Genomic DNA, 21,134 nt, shown 5'->3' with positions numbered 1-21,134 from the left:
TAAACAGATTGGAACAAACTAGATAGATGATGCATATCATCTACAGACTAAGGGAGAGTAGCGATTGAAACTAAAAGAACCTACAAAAACTCAATTCAAAGAAGATTTCAAGCGGGGATTGGGTAGCTCATATGTTCAGTTAAAAGACAGCAATAATCGTGAGAAATACAGAGATATTGTACTGTGGTGTTGTATCCATAACACCTGCTATGACATGCAATGCGAGGGCGGTCGTGGCTCGTTTTTATATAATGCGATTAGTTTATTCGAAGACAAGAGCTTTTTTGAAGAGGCGATCATTCAAAGGTTTATGTGGAAAAATATCGAGAACTGGCTGTTCGATCAGTTGTGCGAGCTTTTGTATTTATTTTCATTAGACGGAAGCACGAAAGCAAGAGAAGCGCTACATACAAAATATAATAGATTGCTGGAACTCGTTTTTCACAAAAGGGATCGTGATCAAGCGGAGAATCTAGAGTGGCTTTCTACATGGTTGACGTCTCTGGATGGATTTAATGGATTTAAAAATATGGCTCAGCAATTCGGTGAATATGCCTTCAAAAATACGGATGGCTGGAGTATGGATTGGTTTTATTCGAATGCGAAGAACAAATTCGGAGCCAAGCGAGTCGATATGTATCTGCAAAAAAACGCAACGAAATCCCCATACATCCAATCGTTTTTAGAGTCTGTATCGGATCAAAGGATTCAACATCGATCGGATGATCCGCCACTAACATTAGCCACATTGTTGGCAGCAGCAGAAAGAAGACAAAGTCGAGGACTAGGCATTCGTTTTGCTAAAGTAGCTACGGACAACGACTTAATCGAATTAGCGAAATATGCGATGGCTGAAACGAATCCCCTGATTAAGCTGGAATTGTTGTGGGCATTTCGAAAGGTTCGTTTTCCGTTGGAAGAGAACTGGGTTTTCGAGCTTGCGGAAAGTGATCATCCAGAGCTGCGCGACATCGCTTTTGATATGCTAGTACATTTACCATCCGATAGGACTCACGATTATGCGATACGTCTAATTTCAGAACAGAAAGAGCTTGAGAATGCGCTTCATCTTCTGTGCTACTGTTATCGGAATGAGGATGAAGAGCTGCTGTTCAAAGGTATTCAAAGTCTAGATATATCATACGATGAGGGTGGATGGCATAGTGTTTTCATGAGCATCGAGCATTTACTCGATAACCGTTCCTTTAAAATATCTCCAGCCCTATGTATCTACATCTACAGACAAACACTTTGTTCCATTTGTAGAAATAGGCTCATCCAAAAAATGTTCGAGCGGAATATGCTTCCACCAGCGATTTTGGAGGAATGCTTGTATGACAGCTATGAGGATTTGAGAAGGTGGGCAAGGCGAAAATAAAAAAAGCTCTCTAATTCTAAATGAGGTGCAGCATGGAACACAAACACTACAAAGCTAGAATAGAATGGTACAATGATCCCAGCCATTATCTATTACACACATGGTTACGTGATATCGTAACGATAGATGGCATAGTTGTAGACAGGCAGATTATAGGTCAGACATGGACGGTACCTGTCAGAATAACCTCTTTTATAGATGATACATGGGGTACCTATGCGGATGTTGGTTTTTTGGTTGATGAAGCTCCGTGGCATCTGCTGGAAACGGGATATACATTTAGGCTGTGGGCAGGAAAGGATATCGCTACAGTTACGATGCTGTAAGCTACTATTGCCATTTGTTTGCTCATTGGATGATTTTCTTAATGAGCCAATAGACTTGAAAAGATCAGAAATACAAGCATTTTTGAATGGATATCGTGCGATAGCTACTCTCAGTGATCAGGATATTCAGCAGTTCTCCTGTTTTCAAAGATTCGCTAAGCTGTATAAGTTTTCCAAGTTATTACGAACGCTCGAAGGTGTGGATGCTGTGCAAGCACCTGAATGGATGGAGAATCTCAAAATACGTCTGGAATATGCACGAGATGGTATAAGGCAGAGCTTCGGAAATAGAGTGGATTGAACTAGAATATAAAATAGCGAAATAACGTAGCGCAAGATCTACCCTTTTCTTTATGTGGTGGATCTTGTTTTATATTGGGAGATGGTATAGAAATGGATCAAATACGATTACTACAAAAGGCTATACGTGCCTATGGAATACACCCGGATAGCTTAACAATCGAGCAAGAACTACAATCGTATGGCAAGCATGGAGATATACATTTTAAAATTCGTATCCATCATCAACTGTATTCGGCAAGATTCATTGGCGACAATCGCTATAATACAGATGTATTTATCACATTATCGGATGAGGTTCTAAACGAGCAAATTCGGTTTTGTAACTATTTAGTAGATTCAGGGATTCCATTTATGAAGCATGTGAAAACTCAATGTGGCGAACCGTTTACCAGAGTACATGTTGCAGATCGAGAGTGGAGACTTCTCCTATTTGAGTGGATAGAAGGCGAGCATATCACGCATTGTACAGAACAAATAGCATCCACATTCGGCGAGTTTGCGCAACACATACATACGGTTTCTACAGGGTTCGAATCCACCATCTTTCCGCAATTGTCGCATCTTGAGGGATATCATCAATTTTACAATATGCTGTACTCTACATTTGAAGCGGCTGTAATGATGCCAGCGACAAGGGAAATATTACAGAGCTATCTACATGAAGTCGAGCATCATCTTCATTGCGCTAAAGCAGAATCTTTTGAATTCATCGTTCAGTCTGATCTCAATCCAATGAATGTGATTTGGAATTCCGAGCAGGAGATTATGGGTCTGGTAGACTTCGAATCGATTACGTATACCGATCGTTTGGAAGCATTGGCATGGTTGATCAAATGGTATTCCAGAACAGACGGAATAGCATCCTATCAGATGTCCCCCGTTGTTGCGCAAGCGTTATTAAAAGGATACGGTGTAGAGGAAATGTGCAGACCAGCAGAGCGGAAAAGGCTTGCTTCTCTAGTATGGCTGACAGGCTGCCTGAACTGGAACTTTACTTCAAAGACAATAGAGCTGATGGAGAATCAGGAAGAAACTTTGTTGCAAGAACATATATGGAAATCTATAGAGCGAGGCGAGCAATTACTTTTGCTCGTTCAGTAGAATAGCAGAACAGAGGATAGCTTAGTTTGAAAATAAGCACTCAGAGCATGTACAATAAGACTCATCCATCGAGAATGCTTATTCACATCGATGGATGATTTTACCGAATTGGCATCGGCACCACTCGATATTGCCAATATTTCAAAATGAGTAGAGCACAGAAAGGTGAGTTGAGCTGAGATGAGTAAAGAGGAACAGATGAATGAAACACGGATTAACCACGAGCTGAGCAACGAACAAACGGGTTTAGAACTGAGTCGGATTGTATTTATCGGACGGACATTTGATGAATATCTATCCATGTTCGACCTGACAAAGCAAGACCTGATTGGACGCCGCATATTGGATTGTCCCGCAGGTGCGTGTTCGTTTACCGCAGTCGCTAATACCTTAGGCGCACAGGTGACTGCAACCGATATCGCATATTACCACCCCTTTGCCCAGCTTGCGGAAAAGGGACTGGCGGATATTGAGCATACGATGCTGCATATGGAGAAGGTGCAGTCAAATTATGTATGGGATTATTTTCAATCTGTAGCGGATTTGAAGAAACATCGGTCGCAGGCGTTAGCGGATTGTGCGCACGATATGCAGCAATTTCCAGAGCGTTATATTGCGGCTACATTACCCCGGCTGCCATTTGAGGAGAATGCATTTGACCTAACGTTGTCAGCGCATTTTCTGTTTATGTATTCGGATCGATTAGATTATGAATTTCATCTACAAACGGTACAGGAATTGCTGCGTGTGACCCGTCAGGAAATACGTATTTTCCCATTGGTGGATCTATCATGTCGAAGATATCAGCATCTAGATCAGCTGATCGAGTATATCGAAAATGCGGGTTATCAGACGGAAGAAGTGACGGTATCGTACGAGTTTCAAAAAGGGGCAAATACGATGCTACGGATATATAAGGATTGATCGGTTAAATGTGTTAATTGCTATGCGTATAGCTGTATCATTCCATATAGGATCAGATTGCAGTAGCATCTAGCTTAGAATACAGAACGGATTGTACAATATAGCTCACTTTAACGACCGATAAGAGGGGATCCATGCCCCTCTTTTTTATATGTTAAGCCGTACAAACTTATGATCCTTTAAAATAGGCACCGTAGTCATATGATCGAGCTGAGAGCAATGAATCACATCCTGCTCGTATCCTCGTTCGCGCAATTCACGTCCACTTGCACAGTCCCATAGCAATTCTTTCATTCTCTCCTTCGTATGCTGATATGCACCCAGACATACTTCCGCTTCAGGAGATTTCGTTCCGGTTAATCGGGAAAGGATCATACCTGCTCCCAGATAATCTTCAATGCTTGGACGAAGTGTATTTTCCTGTTCCAAAGGATCTGACCATTTCTCCCCACAAGGCACCACAGTAATGCTACATTTGGACATGATTCTCAAGCGATTGGCGGCTTCGGCGACTACAGATGCGTTCAGAGCACAGCCAATCAATACAGCTCGTGCATCGGCTGCGATCCATGTGCAGGCTGCACCATTGAGCGAGCACATCACGAAACGCTTACCCTTGTCTGCTGCTGTAAATGATCCCGGCGATAGAGAATGACCACCATAGGTGAGCGATTCGGCTCGTCCCCAAACGATATCGGCATCGACGGACTGCGCATAGGCTTTCGCTTGCTCATTAATCGGAGGCGGGTACGGGTAAATCTCTGCACCATATTTTATCGCGGTCACTACAGTAGAGGAGAAGCTAAGCACATCGATAATAATAACGATGTCTCCACGCTCCGCGGCTGCTCGTGCTCCTCGCTGTCCCCATTCTAGCTTAATATCAAAAGGCATCTGGTCAAAAAACAATGTGTATTCCTCCTTATTATGTACCTAGCAACCCAATTAGGGTTTGGATAGTTCATCTACAGCTATTATTTTAGCTGATCATACCATGGATTTTATTGTAAAATAGATATAATAGCGCGCCTTATTCACATGCTGCTAATGAGGGACTATAGAAAGTGATTTTTACATTAGCAAAGTATCTGACTTCTGTCATGAGACAAAGGCAATACAGTCAGGAATAGGGTTACATATTGATTACCTTGCGATGAATATCAATCAAGCCATACAATCCCAGGGAGGCATGACCATGAACCGATTTTTATCATCAGAGCAACGTACAGAATTGCTGGACACTTTGCAAGCTCGCTTTGCCAAGTATATGAATCGCCATGAGGAGATAAAGTGGGAGGATGTTGGGGCTCGCCTGGAAGCTCCAGATGCAGAGGATAAGCTGTGGTCACTCAGCGAAATGGAGCGAACAGGCGGCGAGCCTGATGTGATTGGATATGATGCAGAGAGCGGAGAGTATGTATTTTGCGATTGTTCAGCTGAAAGTCCGAAGGGGCGCAGAAGTATATGCTATGATCGTGCAGCCTGGGAATCCAGAAAAGAAAACAAGCCTACCAGTGATGCGTCGACAATGGCGGCAGAGATGGGCATTACGATGTTGACAGAGGAGCAGTATCGTCAGCTACAGCAGCTTGGAGCTTTTGATCTCAAATCCTCCAGCTGGATCGAAACGCCTGAGCGTATTCGCAAGCTGGATGGTGCCATTTTTGGAGATCGTCGTTATGATACCGTGTTCATCTATCATAATGGAGCGGATTCGTACTATGCTGCGCGTGGATTCCGCGGATGGGTACGCGTGTGAACAGAAGAGTTAGATGTAATCAAGCTACAGACAGAAGAAAAAGGATGAAGAAACGTACTCGTATTATAGCTGTTTTATCCGTACTACTCGCAGCTTGCCAGGCTCATATAGCTTTCGCAGATGCTAGCGATTTGAATTTGAATGTCAACGGTCGTATGCTTACAGGCCAGAACCCTATCGTCGTCAACGATACGACACTTGTTCCCATTCGTACATTAAGCTTTCTATCCGATGTTTACGTGAACTGGGAGCCTGCTACCAAAACAGTGACATTGACCAACCGAACCGCTCATCAAACTGTGCAGGTGGTCGCTGGACAAAAGACAGCACTCGTTAATCAAGCCCCTGTAATATTGGACATGCCAGTAGGTATACAAAATGGTAGCGTGTATGTACCGCTTCGTTTTATTGGAGAATCTTTACATGCTAAGGTCGTGTGGGATCAAGCGACAAAAACGGTTGTGATCTATCCAGTCGACCAAGCGGTAACACAGGCTTATCGAAGCAGCAAACTGGTCGATTCGCGCATTGCAGCACTGAAGCTAGTGAGAGTTGAACTGAATGAGCGGCTATTCACAACAGATGAAGGGCATGTAACAGGCTATTATTTTCCAACAGGCAAAAGCAATTCCTTTTTCATCGTGAATCAAGGCGTTGTGAGTTATTACGAGGTGAGAAATGATGCAGCCTGGAAGACATGGGAAGCGACGAGCGGCGAGTCTACTGGTAAAGAGCTTATTCCAGGTATCATTGCAGGTGTTGATCAGGAATGGGGAACACGACCGACCTATAAGGGAACATTCAGTTATTTTTGGGATCTATGGATGCAAGATCAGGTGAGCTATGGCGTAATCGATTCTAAAGGGGAAATGAAAGAGCTAGGGATCAGTAATTCTAAGGCAGGCGATACCGTCATCCGAGAAATTCCGCAGGATAATACCAAAAAGTAATCGATGTTCAACATACGAGCTTCATAGCTACCTTTTATGGAAAGAGGGATTATTATGAAGCGATACGATGACAGGGATAAGCATTTGGAGTGGATTATCATTATGCTATACCCTATTGTCGCCTTCATTATGCTTAGTATTAGAGAAGTCAGCGCTTCAGGCTGGATTCTGTTAATCGTGCATCTGCTTTTTTGCTTGCTATGGCGCAATCTGAGATCAGTGATGGTTTCCAGTGTAGTCATGTGGATTGTAGCTGTACCTATCTGGTTGTATGTCGAAGCAGGACGATCGGCACAAGCAGCAGCGAACTTCACCGGATCGTTACCATGGATTATTTTGATGTATGTGTTTATTGTATTTGCACCTTCGTTACTGCTGGTATCCCTTAGGAAAAAGCTATGGTCTAGATATAAATTGAAATAGAATCAGGAGTAATTCACATCTATCATGTCGCATCACAGCTAGGATATTTTGTTCAACTAATTTCCCCTTATTTTACAAAGCTGGAGGAATGAATCGATGAAGCCGATCACGGAACAGACTATTCCACATCGTATCGCTGAGCAGCTAGGCATCATACATAAGATTACGTTTCCCGAACAGGGTTGTACTTCTCAAGTCGCGATTCTTCATACGGATCAAGGGCTGTCTGTGTTGAAAAAGTCAACCGGAGCCCAATTTGCAGCATGGTTGAAGCAGGAGGCGTATGTGCTGGACTGTCTTGCTACGATCACTCCATCTGTACATCTACATGTGCCGCAGGTGTATCATTTTCTACAATACGAGGACGCAGAGGATGGACTTCAATCATGGCTATGGATGGAGCATATTCAGGGCGAAACGGTATATCAGGCGCTGATGCGTGAGCAGGATCCGATAAAACAGCGTGATATCCTATTCGCTTTTGGACAAAGTATACGTCAGCTGCACGATACACCCTGCCCTGCTAGTTTACAAACGGAAAGCAAGTGGTTGGATCACATATTAGAGCAGTCAGAGTACAATCTAACTCATTATAAAGTGGACGGTAATGCTGAATTGCTACAGCATTTGCAGCACAATCGTCCAGCCGATATACAGCAGACCCTTATTCATGGGGATTGCACGATGGATAATGTACTGATTCATGAAGGACGAGTTACAGGTATGATCGACTGGAGCGGCGGTGCATGGGGTGATCCACGGTATGATGTGGCGCTGGCGATGGAGTCGATAGAGGAACTGCCTCAAGCGGAAAAGGGGTATGAAGCCTTTTTTGCAGGATATGGTGAGCGGATCATTACGGATGAAGAGTATGATTATTTTCAAAAAGGGTTGTATGAGTTTTTCTAGATGAAAATAGTTCTGTACGAGGAGTTATTGGATAAGGAGAAGAGGTGAATAGATGAAAGAATTTTTATCAAAATGGAAAAGAGCGGTCACATATAAGGACTCAATCCCTGGTGAGAAGAGTACATGGGGGCATGAAGGGTTATTGTTCAACGTAAAGGGGGGTCTAGGTAGATTAGCGGTGAAATATGGTAGCAATCGTAAAGGAGATTCATACCGATTCGTCATGCTTGGAGATCAGCCGATAATGTATAGCTATGGAGAGAATGAGTATTGTCCAACCTGTAATCATGTACTATCTATTGGGTTAGGGCAGCCACAAGCAGATATTGAGCTGATTAATGGGCTTAAGCAAGCTCAGCAGACCGATCAATCGATGCTGGAGTCGTTTGAGCAAATGACACCTTTGCTTGCAACTCTTGAGGATGGATATTATATATTGACCCGTATTGAAATGATTCCGACGGATGGAGAAGGAAACTTTTTCTGGAATATACCGCAAGCTAGCCGATTATATCAAGCTACAGCAGATGAGATTTTCTATAAGGAGCAGTTCGGCTGTAGTACGCCTAAATTTCTAGTGCCCTCGCAGCCGACACAGCAGCTCAATCGCGATCGCGTGGATCATTATGTGAATGATCTAAAGCAGGGCAAACGAATGACGGGTCTAGCATATTATTACAGTGGTTTTATAAGTACATTACTGGATGGGCATCACCGGGCAGCCGCAGCGTACATAGAAAATCAAACTATAGATTGTCTGACGATCATGCGTGTGAATGGATATACTTCTGCTGCTAACGGTAAACCTATTCGTTTCTATGCTGCTGGAGAAACATATAATGCAGATCTATTTCAGCAGCCGGAGCAGATGCTACATGATTTGAAACAGCGACCTTTGTTTCAATCCTCCAAGCTCAGTAAAAATAAAGTTGAAGCAATCCTACAAATGTATGCAAATAGAGAATTACTAAGTGGCTTAATCGAACCATTTAAAGAGTTACCTAAGCGAATTTATCCAGACTATCTATTGGTTGCTTTTGACGATTATACATCGGATATGTCGATTGAACATATTGATCGTCTAATCGAGCAAGCGGACGAGGATGCACAATTTGCACTGGAGATGATACTCAGGCGACTGGCATTAAACGAATCCGATGACATTTTGCCGATTGCGAAGCGACTACTGAATCATCCAGGATTCAAATGCTTGCTTGAGGAGGTGTTTTATTGTTTGGCACGTATTGATGATGAGCAGGTCGAGGATATATTTATCCAATATCTAATTGATCACGAGCCCGATAAGAGGGATCGATGCCGACAGATCGCGAATGAGTATTTAAATCAGCGCTGAAGTAACAAACAGATCTATCCCAATCCTAGTAGCTACACCTATTTATCGCTTAATATGGGATTCATCCTTATTCATTTGTAAAGGAGTGACACCATGGGAAACACAGACAAATTCGAGCAGATGGCAACGAAGTACGATAGCCCCGCACGCATCGAAGTGGCTGTCAAAGCGGCTCATGCCATACGTAGCTATGTACAGGATGCCAGTCATAAGCATGCCATTGATTTTGGTTGCGGTACGGGGTTAGTTGGTCTGGAGCTGGTTAGTGATTTTCGCTCTATCCTGTTTATGGATTCGTCTCCCAATATGATTCATGAGGTAGATAAAAAGATTGCCGCTGCCGATATTCAGAATGCGAGCACAGTATGCTTTGATCTGGAGCAGGACCAGCTGAAGGAAGGGTTTGCGGATTATATTTTCATGTCACAGGTGCTGCTTCATATTGCGGATGTGGAATCTATTTTATCGCGTTTATATGCCATGCTAAATGAAGGTGGACATGTCATTATCGTTGATTTTGATCGTCATGAGGGAATTGATTCAGAGCTTGTTCATCCGGGCTTTGTGCAGGCAGAGTTGGCAACGATAATGACTGGAATTGGCTATACCGATATTCGATCGCATACGTTTTATGAAGGTGAGCGGTTGTTCATGAATCAAGATGCGACGATGTTTGTGCTCGATGCATGTAAAGGAAACGGTGCTCAAGCATGATCATTTGTCATGATGCAAGCTGTTCTCAAGTTCCAGTTTTAGTATAAAATAACACTATATCCAGCTGTATAGAAAGGACAATTCAGTTGTCCTTTTTTGTGATAAAAAAGCAGTTGACAACTGGCTAGCACGCGAGTAGACTTACCTTGGATATGAAAATAATATACTATTTCTCGTTAGGCGAGGCTCCTGTACAAACACAGGCTACTGCCCGGAAACATCGAAAGATGCCAATGGGTAGAACAGGTATTGCCGGATTAAGGCTCTACTTAAGGTAGCTGAGTATTCATACTCTACGTTGTACAGTGCCGAAGCTCAACCAGGGGGAAATAAGGATTACATTAGTTGATCCGCATGCTTTTTTGGCATGCTTTATCCCCCTGTGCTGAGGACAGGGGGATTTTTGCATCTCCAGGTATAAGTAGAGTGTTAGTATCCATCATGTAATGAAAAGGAGGTGACAGGTATGGGAGACAGGTCTAGTATGCCGGAGCGATCGTGTCGTTTAATTCAATGTTCAACATGCTATGTAATTCAATATGGGATATATCAAGGAGGTTCTTTGTCATGCAAAACCAAGCTCGCAACCTGTCACCTGCCGTACTGGATCAAGCTCATGTAGGAGATATTCATGGTGCATTCGGCACTGTGGGTCAGCATGATACTGCTCAACGCAAATCGTGGCTCGCTCGGCTTCGTACATTACTCGTTATTATGGGGCCCGGTCTAATCGTAATGGTTGGTGATAATGATGCTGGTGGGGTAGCGACCTATGCACAGGCTGGTCAAAATTATGGAACTCATCTGCTCTGGGTATTACTGCTACTTATTCCCGTGCTGATCGTGAATCAGGAAATGGTCGTGCGTCTCGGTCTTGTTACTGGTGTCGGTCATGCCAAGCTGATCTTTGAACGCTTCGGACGTTTCTGGGGAGCCTTTTCTGTGGGCGATCTGTTATTTGTTAACTTTTTGACGCTGGTCACTGAATTTATCGGTGTTGATCTGGCGATGTCTTACTTTGGTGTAAGCCCTTATGTGTCGGTTCCCATCGCAGCCGTACTGCTTATTGCTTCGACCCTTACAGGTAGCTTCCGTCGCTGGGAGACTGTGATGTATCTGTTCATTGCTGTGAATTTCCTCGCAATTCCACTGGCTGTGATGAGCCATCCGGTTACAGGTACGGTGATTCATAATTTTCTCGTACCTGGTGTGGGCTCACACTTTAATTCTAATATGATGCTGCTGATCATTAGTATGGTAGGTACGACTGTTGCACCATGGCAGCTATTTTTTCAGCAATCCAATGTGATCGATAAACGGCTTACTCCACGCTGGATGGCATACGAACGCGCAGATACCGTGATTGGCTCGTTTGTCGTTATTATCGGAGCGGCGGCGCTCATCATTGCAACTGGCTTTGCTTTTCATCATACGCATCTGGCAGGTGCTTTTGTCGATGGAGGTGCGGTTGCTAGAGGGCTGCACACTACACTTGGTTCTTTTGCAGGTGCTAGCTTTGCGATTATTTTGCTAAATGCTTCGTTGATTGGAGCGGCAGCCGTCACACTGTCCACCTCGTATGCAATTGGGGATACGTTCGGTATCAAGCACTCGCTGCATCGTAAAGTGTCAGATGCACCTGGCTTTTATATCAGCTATGCACTCATGGTACTGATCGCTGGTGGCATCGTGCTGGTTCCACATGCACCGCTCGGTGTGATCACTACAGCGGTACAGGCACTGGCTGGTATTTTGCTGCCTAGTGCGACTGTATTTTTACTGCTGCTATGCAATGATAAAGAAGTGCTGGGTCCTTGGGTGAACAAGCTGTGGCTTAACATCGTCAGCAGTGTAATTGTGGGTGTACTGGTGATGCTGTCCTTTATACTGGCGGCACAAACTTTATTCCCAGCTATAAATATTGGGGCATTTATGGAAGCCATGCTGATCGTCTTTGCAGCTGGACTGCTGGTGAGTATCATCATGCTTGTTCGGCAACATGGTAAAATCGATCGTACTCCAGCGTCAGCCGAAGCTGATCATGTGCTTGTTGATCCACGGATGTGGCGTATGCCACCACTGCAACAGCTATCCAAGCCTGTATGGTCCAAAACACGCAAATTCGGCATGCTTACTCTGCGCGCGTATCTATTCATCGCTGTACTCATGATGATCGTCAAAGCGATTCAGCTTGCGCTGGGAATGTAATCGATGGATATACCCGAACGATCGTCTGGATGGAGTCCAGTCAGGAACAGAATAGATCAGTCTTAAAGCCACCGAATGTATCGTATTCGGTGGCTTTGCTATATATTCCTCGCCGTATCCGTGATACTCTAAAGAGAAGGCATGTAGCTGGCAAGCCTTTATTTTGTCATGTAAAGGGTTAGCGTATGTGAAATGCAGCTTAATTTCCCGTATAGCTGTAACGTCGGCAGAATAAGTCTAAAGCTGCGGAAGCGGTGTGCAAATGAACTTTTACAGCATCTGGGTTCTCAGTACATTCATGTAGGCGTTATCACGCAGCCAACAGATTGAAGGCTGCCTGAGATATGAAATTCAAATACATGATCAACGTGTAATCTGCAATCAAAAACAACCTTCTACTTCAATCGCAGTAGCAGGCTCAGAAAATAGGAGGATTTATGTCCTGGAGTAAATTAAAACAAAATCTAGAAGGCTTTCTTGCCCCTGCTTTACAGGGCAAGGTAGAATATCGTGCGACTAGCTATCGCTATGCGCCTGACAAATCAGGAAATTGTTACATCACGGTCGACAAAAAGAATATTCTGAATATGAAGGATACCACCACACCAATCCGCTGGTATCAGACAGAGCAGGAGATTAAAAATAATCCGAATATTGATGTTCCACTCACAGCCGAGGATATTGAAGCCGTTCGTCAGGGGAATAACAGCAATATTCCAGAGGATCGGCTACAGGTGATTGCACGTAATCGCAAGCTATCCGAATGTGCAAAGGACATTTTATCCGCACAGGCAGCGCTGAGTAAGTCGAACTTCGACACGGTGGCGAATCGCTTCCTCGCACGTCCGATTGATGAAAGTCTGGATAGCCCGGACATTATGCTTAATATTTTGGCGCTTATCGATCGTCGTGTAGGCAAGAAGCGTCTGCAAAATATGAGCGATGCAGTTAAGCTCAAGCATCCGGCAGTGCAGTATTTTTATGAATTGCGTCGTCGTTCTTTTTAATGAAGTATAGGTGTATAGCTACTCAGCTAGTCATTGGCTGTTCTGCTTGCCCATTCCATCGCTTGATCCATAAGCTCCGAACAAAAGTCAGCTTTGCCTGCTGCATAGGTGGCTGGTTGCTCAGGTAGCAGATGAGCGAGCTGGCACTTTAATTGTCCGTATTGCTCGGCAATCTGAGGATGATGTGACAAATAGCTTTTAAAATTCAAATGTTGCGTAATGCAAATATTCCCTGCTTCATATATATGAAGATGATGGGTGCGATCATCGCCGCCTTTAATAAAATAACGCCGCCCTGTAATACCATTTTCGCCTCGTGCTACATAATGGATATGTGCGAATTGCTCGGTATAAGCTTCGACTCGGTCAATCTGTTTCACAACGACCAGTATGTCAATAATCGGCTTGGCAAAACCGATTGCTGGAACCGATGTACTACCGATGTGATGGATCGATAATAGCTCTTCAGACAAAATACGAGTAAGCAATGGTTCCTCCTGTGCATAAAGCTTGTGCCAATCGGCTGTCCACGGCATTAAAATAGTCGTTCGCAAATCTTCACCTCATGTCGTATATACGTGATTGTTGTGCAACTGCACCAGATGCTACACTGTAAGCAGTTAGCCTGATCCACGAATCCTATCATTCGTTCGTCCGTCTTACGTATGCTTAATGCTTGATACTTCCATTATAAAGGAGCAGAGCCAATGAAGCAGTATACACGTATTGAAAAAGAACGCTGTATTGCTTGTGGAGCTTGTATTGCGGTATTACCCGCCGTTTTTCAGCCGGATGAGGGAGGATATGCTGAAGCTGTATATGAGGGCGATGCGAATCGCGGGGTTACGCGTATTCCTTTGGACATGGAATATGATTTGTGGGATGCAGTGGACGGCTGTCCGACTGAGGCGGTTCGACAATCGGATTATCCATTTGCGTAAATAATCATGCCAGTCGTTACAGTTCATACTTCTATAGTCGCGCTGAATAGTAAAAGCCCACTTTCCATAGTAAACGGAAGGTGGGCTTGTTTGAATATGGACTATATTTAACAAATACATATTATAATCCGTGAGCTAAAAAAGGAAGATGATCGATAGTTAAACCATATTTTTCGTTGAAGCGTACATCTGCTCGGTATATTTATCAATATCATCGCGTGACATTCGCAGACGGTCTGCGGAGCTACCATAGCCAATCTCCAGCTTGCCTTGCTTGAGCCCTTCAAAAATACCATCTGCAAATTCAGCCAGCGGCTCGCCATGCGTATGCAGATCGGCTCCGCCCAGATCTGTATTCACCGCTGGCGGTGCAACCTCGATCACTTCAACCGAAGTCTCGGATAGCTGATGACGTAGACTCATCGTAAACGAATGTAGTGCTGCCTTGGTTGCAGAATAGATCGGCGCAATCGCAAATGGGGTAAACGCCAGCCCGGACGTTACATTCATGATTGCTGCGGCTTCCTTTTGTGCTAAAAATGGAGCGAACAACATACACAGATGCAGCGGTGCGTCTAGATTCGTTTCAATCTCCTTACTAAAATATTCCCAGTTGCGGCTAGCATCTGCTTTGAGCATATGAAAACGCTGCTGAATGCCTGCATTATTCACCAGCACATTTACCTCAGGACAATGCTCCTTCACCCAATCAAAGAGGGCAATACGCTCGGAAGCAACACTCAGATCGCATACTCGAATTTCCAGCCCGTCTAGCTTGGATTGTGCTTCCTGCAAAGCGGCTTCCCGCCGACCGCATACAATAACCCGATTCCCTGCCTCGATAAATCGCTCTGCAAAAGCGAGTCCAATTCCTGTTGCGCCACCTGTGATCAAAATTGTATTTCCTGACATATTCATCGATATCCCTCATTTCTTGGATTATTGTCGCTACAAGCATTTGGAGTATAGCTACATACAGGATCAGACCTAATGCTTCAATGATTCCGTTCATTTTGCTCGATATTGAAGTCTGCTCGTGCTGAATGCGATGATCGCAATCAAGCTTGAGAACCATTACCCATAAATATAGGCTGTAGTGACAGCATGATAAAATTCATTCATATTCCGCACCACGTACTCTGGCAAAGATCATCGTATTCGTAAGCGAGCCATTCGAATCAAACTTATAATTACGAAGTGTACCTTCTAATGTATAGCCGCAGCGCTCAGCAACTCTGGCACTCGGTATATTGTTCGCGTCACAGCGAATCTCGATCCGATTGGCGCCTAGTCGCTCTATTGCAAAATCAGTAATCGTACGTACCGCCTCGCTAATATAGCCCTGCCCGGTAAAAGAGGTTCGTACCCAGTAGCCAATCTCGAATTTGCGTACTTGCCAGTCTATTTGGTGCAGACCACTGCTGCCAACAAATTGTCCGGTTGATTTCTCAATCAATAGTAGCTGTAGATCCTGACGCTCTATGAATTTCACCTGCGCCAGACGTAAATGGGCCTCGGATTCCTGTACAGTGGGAATTTGCTGTGCCCATGGCATCCATGGCTGTAGCTCGGTCATACTCTCACGAATCGCTTCATTCATAGTGGCTCCATCTCCAGCCTGTGGTGCTCGAATGAGCAGACGATCACTTTCTAATTGCGATGGGATGTCTAGTAAAATTGGGTGCGTGGAAGAAGGACGATTGGGCATAGAAAATGCTCCTTTCTGGCATTATTTTCTGCAAGCTTGTGCTCTATCGTACATACTATTTGAGCAAGGAGCAAGGAGCAAGGAGCAAGGAGCAAGGAGCAAGGAGCAAGGAGCAAGGAGCAAGGAGCAAGGAGCAAGGAGCAAGGAGCAAGGAGCAAGGAGCAAGGAGCAAGGAGCAAGGAGCAAGGGAGCAAGGGAGATTAGGTAGGTGCAGAAATCTACGGAGTAAACATAATGAGTATAGGTGTAGATTTCTGCACTTTACTATTAGGGGATGTAGCTAGGTGCCATCAATTTCATGCGAATAATTTCGTAATGAGTATATAAAGCTTATCTTGCCATTTCATTCATCGAGCTTGTATGATCCATTGAACTCATTGAACTCATTGAACTCATTGAACTCATTGAACTCATTGAACTCATTGAACTCATTGAACTCATTGAACTCATTGAACTCATTGAACTCATTGTATCATCTGGCTTAGAAGAATCAGTTTCTGTTCCATGTACGACGAAATTAGTCATTAAACCGCCCATCTCATCTGCATCATCATCTGGATTCATAGTGTGATCGAGAATATGACAGTGAAACATCCATGTACCCGGTGCATTGGCGGTGAATTCGATATCGACCGTTTCTTCCGGCGCAACGGAAATAACGTTCATCGCTACAGGTTTGTTCAGATGATGACCATCCTGAGCGACAAGCTTGAATGTATAGCCATGCAAATGCATCGCATGGAAGGATTCTGCACTGCTGTTGACGATACGAATCAGTACATGTTGGCCCTGCTGGATCGATAGCTCAGGTGAATTGGGATATGGCTTACCATTTAAGGTGAATACATTTTCCTCTACCTTCTGATCGACCACAAAGGAGCCGATATCAAATAACGCGTTCACATCTGCGTCAGGGTATTCCTTGCCCTGTGCGGGATCGATCAGCAGTACACCATGCAAGCCGTGATTGATCTGCTTATCCATATCGGTTGTGCTGAAATAGCTATGGGTACCAACCATATCGCTCGTGATCGTAAAGGTATATTGGAATGAAGCATGCGGTGCAACGGAATGCTGCGGAATACCGCCCATACCCGCAGGAATAGAGATGCCGCTAAAGCCAAGACTGGTAGGCTCGGGCAATTCATTTTTTAATACAATGCTGATCGTATCGCCGACCTTTGCACGTAGCAATGGTCCGGAAATCTGTCCGTTGTAGCCCCATGCCTGAACATTTTTCTGTTCATACAAATTCCAGACGAGTGGAGCGGCAGTTAATGTAAATTGCTTCGTTCCGTTAGCGAGTACCTTTGGCTGTAATGCCTGCTCGTTCATAATATTGCGTGCCGCTTGATTTTGAGCCCGTATCGCTGCTTTGCTCAGGGCGTTAGTATCTGCATCCAGCACGCCGGGTGTGATTGCATTGGTTGCAAGCGGTGGCTCATTCAGAATAATATCCCTGGTAGATGATTGTTCTGCACGAGCCGCCTTCAAACTAGAAGCGGTACTCGCAATAGAAGAAGTAGAAAAATTAGCAAGAGTAGAGGCAGATTGCGCAAGCATCGGCTGAGAAGGCAGCGATATGAGCAACAGACAGAGTACGAACAATGCGATTATTTTTACAGGAATAAGCGTTCGAAATTGATTCGATCGAGCAGAATGCTGCAACTGGCGAAGCCATCGCGTATGATGTTGCCCCCATACGGATGAATGCAAGTTATACAGATAAACGCCTAGTACACAAGCGATCATACAGCCTGTTCCCGTCCATAGCTGATCATTTGTCATCTATTCAAGCCTCCTTACTTCACATGGATCAGCGTCATCATACCGCCCATATTGTCCGCTGTATCGTCAGGATTGGATAGCTCGCTCGCAATCGTGCTATGGAACCACCAATCGCCTGCACGAGTAGCGGTAAAGTCAACATCCAGCGTTTCACTTGGTGCGATAGACACGACACTAACCTGCTGTGGATCAGGCAAAGGCTGACCATCCTCAGCAACAATCGTTAACGTATAGCCATCCAGTGTGATGGCATGATAATCCTCAGCACTGGCATTAACGAGGCGGAGCAGTACACGTTGTCCTTTTTGTATATCCATTTGTGGGGTATACGGATAGGCTTTGCCGTTGATCGTAAATACATTTTCAGGATCAGCTCCATCGACCTTGGTCGCCCCGAGCATGAATAGCTTATCCACATCATAGGAAGGCGAGGCTGGAGTAGCCGTTGTAGATTGATTTGCTTGCGTAGCTGACTGATCATCCACAATAATGGCGCCATACATTCCCGCATCGACTTGAAAATCATCATCATAATGACTGTGATACCAGTGAGTGCCAACCATTTGCTTAGTGACCGTGAATTTGTAGTCAAAGCTACCATTAGGCTCGATTGCTGGATTGGGCATACCGGGTACGCCATCCATCGCATTGGGCACCTGCAAGCCATGCCAGTGTACCGTCATCGGCTCATCCAAGTGATTATTTACAACAATGTCTACCTGATCACCAACAGTCACCCGAATCAAGGAACCCGGAATACCACCATTAAAGCCCCAGCCTTCCATTACCTTGCCCGGATATAAGCTCCATGCAAAGGTAGAAGCATTCAATACGAACTGCTTCGTTCCGTCCGGCAAAATAGTAGGGCTGAGTGCTTGCTCATTCATGAGACGAACAGCGCTCTGATTTTGCTGCTTAATTGTGGGATCCGTTAAGTTGAAATCCGCTCCAGTCGATGCTGTAGAAGAACTGTCGGTTGATGATGCAGTAGACATGGAGGTCGTTGTACCTGTAGTCGAAGAGTCCATTCCGGGCATATCCGGCATGCGATCCGCGCTGGCGGTGGGCACGGAGCTGGTAGTGAGAAGCCAGGATGCCAGCACAGTCATCAACAAACAGCCGATCACGACGCGATCAATCTTTTGCTTCCAGGCATAGGGTTCATATATATGAAGCGAGCCACCTTGCTTGATCGTCTTAATGATCATCCATGTAAACAATAGCAGCATACAGGCAATCAGAAGTTGTTCCATCATTCATCTCATCCTTCGTTATTGAAAATATACAGCGCTGTGACGATACCTTATTAATGCTCAGATGATGAAAACAAAGCTGGATACCGCATCGACTAAAGTAGTCGGTATCCAGCCTTGTTTATGTTCATCACGTCATTCAGTCTTGGTTGCTAGCGTTGGTATAAAGAATACCTATTACTTCAAATCTTTACTGATCTGTGGGATATACTGCTTGGCTTGAGCGGCAGCTTCCTGTTTACTCTCGACCTCACCGGTATGAGGATTAAGGAAGAGTGGGGTATTTCTAACCTTGCTATTGAAGTCGAACATATGCAGTAATGTACCTGCCACCTCGTCCATCGAATGATCGCCGATACGTCCAAGCTTCCAGTTGTCTTCGATAAATTTCAAAATACTTGTCTGATCTGTCAGCGTATTATCGACAAAGTTCTGCTTCGCATATGGCGAAATGATCAGCAATGGTAGACGCGGACCATAGCCTGCACGATCCTTATAATCGCCAAGCTTAGGTGTGCCTGCATCACCCTGTCCATTCAGTGTATCCAGCTTTGGATCATTGGAGCCATTGACGAGCGGTGCCATCACATGATCATACCAGCCATCCGAATCGTCGTAGGCGATGATGACTGCTGTGCTTTTCCACTCCGGTAGCTGTTGTAGCTTGTTAATCGTGTTCGTCAAAAATACCTGTTCATCGATTGGGTCGGAATAGCCAGCATGACCGTCCTCATACATCGGTGCTTTGAGAAAGCTTACCGCTGGCAGATGCCCTGCATCAGCAGCCGTCCAGAAATCCGCCATATCATATTGATGGTTAGCTTGATCTGTTTTGCCAATCATACTAGCCGCGGATGGTGGAAGATGGTTCGGATTCGAGGTTGATTTATAATATTGGAATGGTTCATGATGCTCGCTGTAGTCTGTCACTGAATGACCACCGATGTTTTGGTGCTGTTCATTAATATTGCGGAAGCCACCCTGGAACCAGCCCCATGTAATGCCTTTATCATTAAGTAAATTGCCGACGTTTTTATTCGTATCATCCATCGCGGCAGTCGTTCCTTTGGATGCTTTATCATAAAATGGATCATTGTCCTCGGTAATGGTACGTGTATCAAGCTGGGAATCCGCAAGCTGTCCATGCTGCGTGCTATTCGCAGTATACAGGTTTACTCCATGCGTCTGACCGGAGATTAGATTCAGCGCACCCGGTGTGGATGGGCCATAGCCTGTGCCAAATGAATTATCGTTTAATGTGTAATGCTGTGCATAGTTCCACATCGCCGTTACCGTATTCCCGTCAAAATAATCCATAACTACGCTTGAGCCTTTACCACCATATTTTACGAATTGATCCATTTTGCCACCGTTAAATGCGCTTTGCTCAGCGGAATAATTATGATCCATGTCCGCAGTCAATGCCTGTGACCGATCAAGTCGCTGTGGATTCACGCCATTAGGATTTTTAGTCAATAAAACGCTACTCAATCCATTCACCGTCGGTGTATTAGAAGCAGCCTTGAATGCAGGCTCCCCTTTAGGATTTAGCGCATACGGATAGGTACCAAAATAATGATCAAATGCGACATTCTCCTGAAATAACACAACCACATGCTTAATAGGAGTCGTTGTCATCGAAGCATTAGCGTTAGTGTTATTAGCTTTGGAGGAAGAGTGTGCAGTCGCTGCTTGGGCCTCAGCTGTTAGCGGAAGGAGGTGAACAGATGCTGCGGTAAACGCGAGAAGTGAGCTAAGCGTTGTAGCCATAAACAACTTAATCGGAGTGGACATCAATTTCTTGGTCATGATAAAGCCTCCATACATATTTAAGTAATTGCATATATAGTATGGATTTATTTTATTAAATCTAATGAATGTAACTATGTACATCATGTAAAACTGTAAGGATGGAGCTAATCTGCTTACTTGCAGCTGGAACCCAGCATGATAAGCTTAACATCAGGCAATTTCAATCAATTATCAAATACTGTCAGCTATGATTGTAAAGGCAGTGTTATTTTATCGCTACATTCTAGGCAATGATCAATAATCGTGTAGCAGATAAATAGACGAGATTATAATGAA

General features: G+C 44.5%; 19 protein-coding genes and 1 riboswitch. Of the genes, 12 read left to right on the top strand and 7 right to left on the bottom strand.

Features of this window, described 5'->3' with window-relative positions:
- Positions 1-64 precede the first annotated feature (64 nt).
- From SK066_RS13830 to SK066_RS13815, 4 genes are all read left to right on the top strand, one after another.
- Positions 65-1,378 carry a hypothetical protein gene (locus SK066_RS13830; RefSeq protein WP_320541948.1) on the top strand — a complete coding sequence of 438 codons (1,314 nt, stop codon included), beginning with the start codon at positions 65-67 and terminating at the stop codon, positions 1,376-1,378.
- Positions 1,379-1,410: 32 nt separating this feature from the next.
- Complete coding sequence (locus SK066_RS13825; protein ID WP_320541947.1) at positions 1,411-1,704, top strand: hypothetical protein; 294 nt, start codon at positions 1,411-1,413, stop codon at positions 1,702-1,704.
- 393 nt (positions 1,705-2,097) lie between these two features.
- On the top strand, positions 2,098-3,108 hold the full coding sequence (locus SK066_RS13820) for a phosphotransferase (RefSeq protein WP_320541946.1): 1,011 nt from the start codon (positions 2,098-2,100) through the stop codon (positions 3,106-3,108).
- A 180-nt stretch (positions 3,109-3,288) separates the two neighbouring features.
- Complete coding sequence (locus tag SK066_RS13815) at positions 3,289-4,032, top strand: class I SAM-dependent methyltransferase (protein WP_320541945.1); 744 nt, start codon at positions 3,289-3,291, stop codon at positions 4,030-4,032.
- A 147-nt stretch (positions 4,033-4,179) separates the two neighbouring features.
- Here SK066_RS13815 and SK066_RS13810 read toward each other — a convergent pair whose 3' ends face one another.
- The gene (locus tag SK066_RS13810) at positions 4,180-4,941 is read right to left on the bottom strand and encodes a 2-phosphosulfolactate phosphatase (RefSeq protein ID WP_320541944.1); all 762 of its coding nucleotides are present in this window, start codon (positions 4,939-4,941) and stop codon (positions 4,180-4,182) included.
- Positions 4,942-5,221: 280 nt separating this feature from the next.
- Here SK066_RS13810 and SK066_RS13805 point away from each other — a divergent pair, with 280 nt between their 5' ends.
- From SK066_RS13805 to SK066_RS13775, 7 genes are all read left to right on the top strand, one after another.
- The gene (locus tag SK066_RS13805) at positions 5,222-5,791 is read left to right on the top strand and encodes a DUF4256 domain-containing protein (protein WP_320541943.1); all 570 of its coding nucleotides are present in this window, start codon (positions 5,222-5,224) and stop codon (positions 5,789-5,791) included.
- 44 nt (positions 5,792-5,835) lie between these two features.
- Positions 5,836-6,741, top strand: a complete 906-nt coding sequence (locus tag SK066_RS13800; RefSeq protein ID WP_320541942.1) for a copper amine oxidase N-terminal domain-containing protein — start codon at positions 5,836-5,838, stop codon at positions 6,739-6,741.
- A gap of 519 nt (positions 6,742-7,260) precedes the next feature.
- Positions 7,261-8,073 carry a phosphotransferase family protein gene (locus SK066_RS13795; RefSeq protein ID WP_320541941.1) on the top strand — a complete coding sequence of 271 codons (813 nt, stop codon included), beginning with the start codon at positions 7,261-7,263 and terminating at the stop codon, positions 8,071-8,073.
- A gap of 52 nt (positions 8,074-8,125) precedes the next feature.
- Positions 8,126-9,427: a hypothetical protein gene (locus tag SK066_RS13790; RefSeq protein ID WP_320541940.1), complete on the top strand. Its 1,302-nt coding sequence runs from the start codon at positions 8,126-8,128 to the stop codon at positions 9,425-9,427.
- Between the two features lie 93 nt (positions 9,428-9,520).
- Entirely contained in the window at positions 9,521-10,141 is a 621-nt protein-coding gene (locus SK066_RS13785; protein ID WP_320541939.1) for a class I SAM-dependent methyltransferase, read from the top strand.
- Between the two features lie 165 nt (positions 10,142-10,306).
- Positions 10,307-10,475: riboswitch (M-box (ykoK) riboswitch) on the top strand.
- A gap of 233 nt (positions 10,476-10,708) precedes the next feature.
- On the top strand, positions 10,709-12,349 hold the full coding sequence (locus tag SK066_RS13780; protein WP_320541938.1) for an NRAMP family divalent metal transporter: 1,641 nt from the start codon (positions 10,709-10,711) through the stop codon (positions 12,347-12,349).
- A gap of 437 nt (positions 12,350-12,786) precedes the next feature.
- On the top strand, positions 12,787-13,356 hold the full coding sequence (locus SK066_RS13775; RefSeq protein ID WP_320541937.1) for an SF0329 family protein: 570 nt from the start codon (positions 12,787-12,789) through the stop codon (positions 13,354-13,356).
- Between the two features lie 26 nt (positions 13,357-13,382).
- Here SK066_RS13775 and SK066_RS13770 read toward each other — a convergent pair whose 3' ends face one another.
- Complete coding sequence (locus SK066_RS13770) at positions 13,383-13,910, bottom strand: GrpB family protein (protein WP_320541936.1); 528 nt, start codon at positions 13,908-13,910, stop codon at positions 13,383-13,385.
- A gap of 153 nt (positions 13,911-14,063) precedes the next feature.
- Here SK066_RS13770 and SK066_RS13765 point away from each other — a divergent pair, with 153 nt between their 5' ends.
- On the top strand, positions 14,064-14,297 hold the full coding sequence (locus SK066_RS13765; RefSeq protein WP_320541935.1) for a ferredoxin: 234 nt from the start codon (positions 14,064-14,066) through the stop codon (positions 14,295-14,297).
- A gap of 159 nt (positions 14,298-14,456) precedes the next feature.
- On the opposite strand, the gene SK066_RS13760 is transcribed toward SK066_RS13765, so the two are convergent.
- From SK066_RS13760 to SK066_RS13740, 5 genes are all read right to left on the bottom strand, one after another.
- Positions 14,457-15,215, bottom strand: coding sequence for an SDR family oxidoreductase (locus tag SK066_RS13760; RefSeq protein WP_320541934.1), 759 nt, complete (start codon positions 15,213-15,215; stop codon positions 14,457-14,459).
- Between the two features lie 196 nt (positions 15,216-15,411).
- Positions 15,412-16,005 carry a GNAT family N-acetyltransferase gene (locus SK066_RS13755; RefSeq protein WP_320541933.1) on the bottom strand — a complete coding sequence of 198 codons (594 nt, stop codon included), beginning with the start codon at positions 16,003-16,005 and terminating at the stop codon, positions 15,412-15,414.
- A 330-nt stretch (positions 16,006-16,335) separates the two neighbouring features.
- On the bottom strand, positions 16,336-17,793 hold the full coding sequence (locus tag SK066_RS13750) for a multicopper oxidase family protein (protein WP_320541932.1): 1,458 nt from the start codon (positions 17,791-17,793) through the stop codon (positions 16,336-16,338).
- Between the two features lie 14 nt (positions 17,794-17,807).
- Positions 17,808-19,049: a multicopper oxidase family protein gene (locus tag SK066_RS13745; protein ID WP_320541931.1), complete on the bottom strand. Its 1,242-nt coding sequence runs from the start codon at positions 19,047-19,049 to the stop codon at positions 17,808-17,810.
- A gap of 174 nt (positions 19,050-19,223) precedes the next feature.
- Positions 19,224-20,855, bottom strand: coding sequence for a phospholipase C (locus SK066_RS13740; protein ID WP_320541930.1), 1,632 nt, complete (start codon positions 20,853-20,855; stop codon positions 19,224-19,226).
- Positions 20,856-21,134 lie beyond the last annotated feature (279 nt).

Source organism: Paenibacillus hunanensis (genome assembly GCF_034055775.1).
GTDB lineage: Bacteria > Bacillota > Bacilli > Paenibacillales > Paenibacillaceae > Saccharibacillus > Saccharibacillus hunanensis.
Note: the sequence above shows the minus strand (reverse complement) of the source record. Positions and strands in the feature narration are given on the sequence as shown.

Excerpts from the sequence above, each read along its gene's own strand:
- SK066_RS13825 (WP_320541947.1), top strand. The coding sequence starts at position 1,411 with ATGGAACACAAACACTACAAAGCTAGAATAGAATGGTACAATGATCCC.
- SK066_RS13820 (WP_320541946.1), top strand. The coding sequence starts at position 2,098 with ATGGATCAAATACGATTACTACAAAAGGCTATACGTGCCTATGGAATA.
- SK066_RS13815 (WP_320541945.1), top strand. The coding sequence starts at position 3,289 with ATGAGTAAAGAGGAACAGATGAATGAAACACGGATTAACCACGAGCTG.
- SK066_RS13805 (WP_320541943.1), top strand. The coding sequence starts at position 5,222 with ATGACCATGAACCGATTTTTATCATCAGAGCAACGTACAGAATTGCTG.
- SK066_RS13800 (WP_320541942.1), top strand. The coding sequence starts at position 5,836 with ATGAAGAAACGTACTCGTATTATAGCTGTTTTATCCGTACTACTCGCA.
- SK066_RS13795 (WP_320541941.1), top strand. The coding sequence starts at position 7,261 with ATGAAGCCGATCACGGAACAGACTATTCCACATCGTATCGCTGAGCAG.
- SK066_RS13790 (WP_320541940.1), top strand. The coding sequence starts at position 8,126 with ATGAAAGAATTTTTATCAAAATGGAAAAGAGCGGTCACATATAAGGAC.
- SK066_RS13785 (WP_320541939.1), top strand. The coding sequence starts at position 9,521 with ATGGGAAACACAGACAAATTCGAGCAGATGGCAACGAAGTACGATAGC.
- SK066_RS13780 (WP_320541938.1), top strand. The coding sequence starts at position 10,709 with ATGCAAAACCAAGCTCGCAACCTGTCACCTGCCGTACTGGATCAAGCT.
- SK066_RS13775 (WP_320541937.1), top strand. The coding sequence starts at position 12,787 with ATGTCCTGGAGTAAATTAAAACAAAATCTAGAAGGCTTTCTTGCCCCT.
- SK066_RS13765 (WP_320541935.1), top strand. The coding sequence starts at position 14,064 with ATGAAGCAGTATACACGTATTGAAAAAGAACGCTGTATTGCTTGTGGA.
- SK066_RS13760 (WP_320541934.1), bottom strand. The coding sequence starts at position 15,215 with ATGAATATGTCAGGAAATACAATTTTGATCACAGGTGGCGCAACAGGA.
- SK066_RS13755 (WP_320541933.1), bottom strand. The coding sequence starts at position 16,005 with ATGCCCAATCGTCCTTCTTCCACGCACCCAATTTTACTAGACATCCCA.
- SK066_RS13750 (WP_320541932.1), bottom strand. The coding sequence starts at position 17,793 with ATGACAAATGATCAGCTATGGACGGGAACAGGCTGTATGATCGCTTGT.
- SK066_RS13745 (WP_320541931.1), bottom strand. The coding sequence starts at position 19,049 with ATGATGGAACAACTTCTGATTGCCTGTATGCTGCTATTGTTTACATGG.
- SK066_RS13740 (WP_320541930.1), bottom strand. The coding sequence starts at position 20,855 with ATGACCAAGAAATTGATGTCCACTCCGATTAAGTTGTTTATGGCTACA.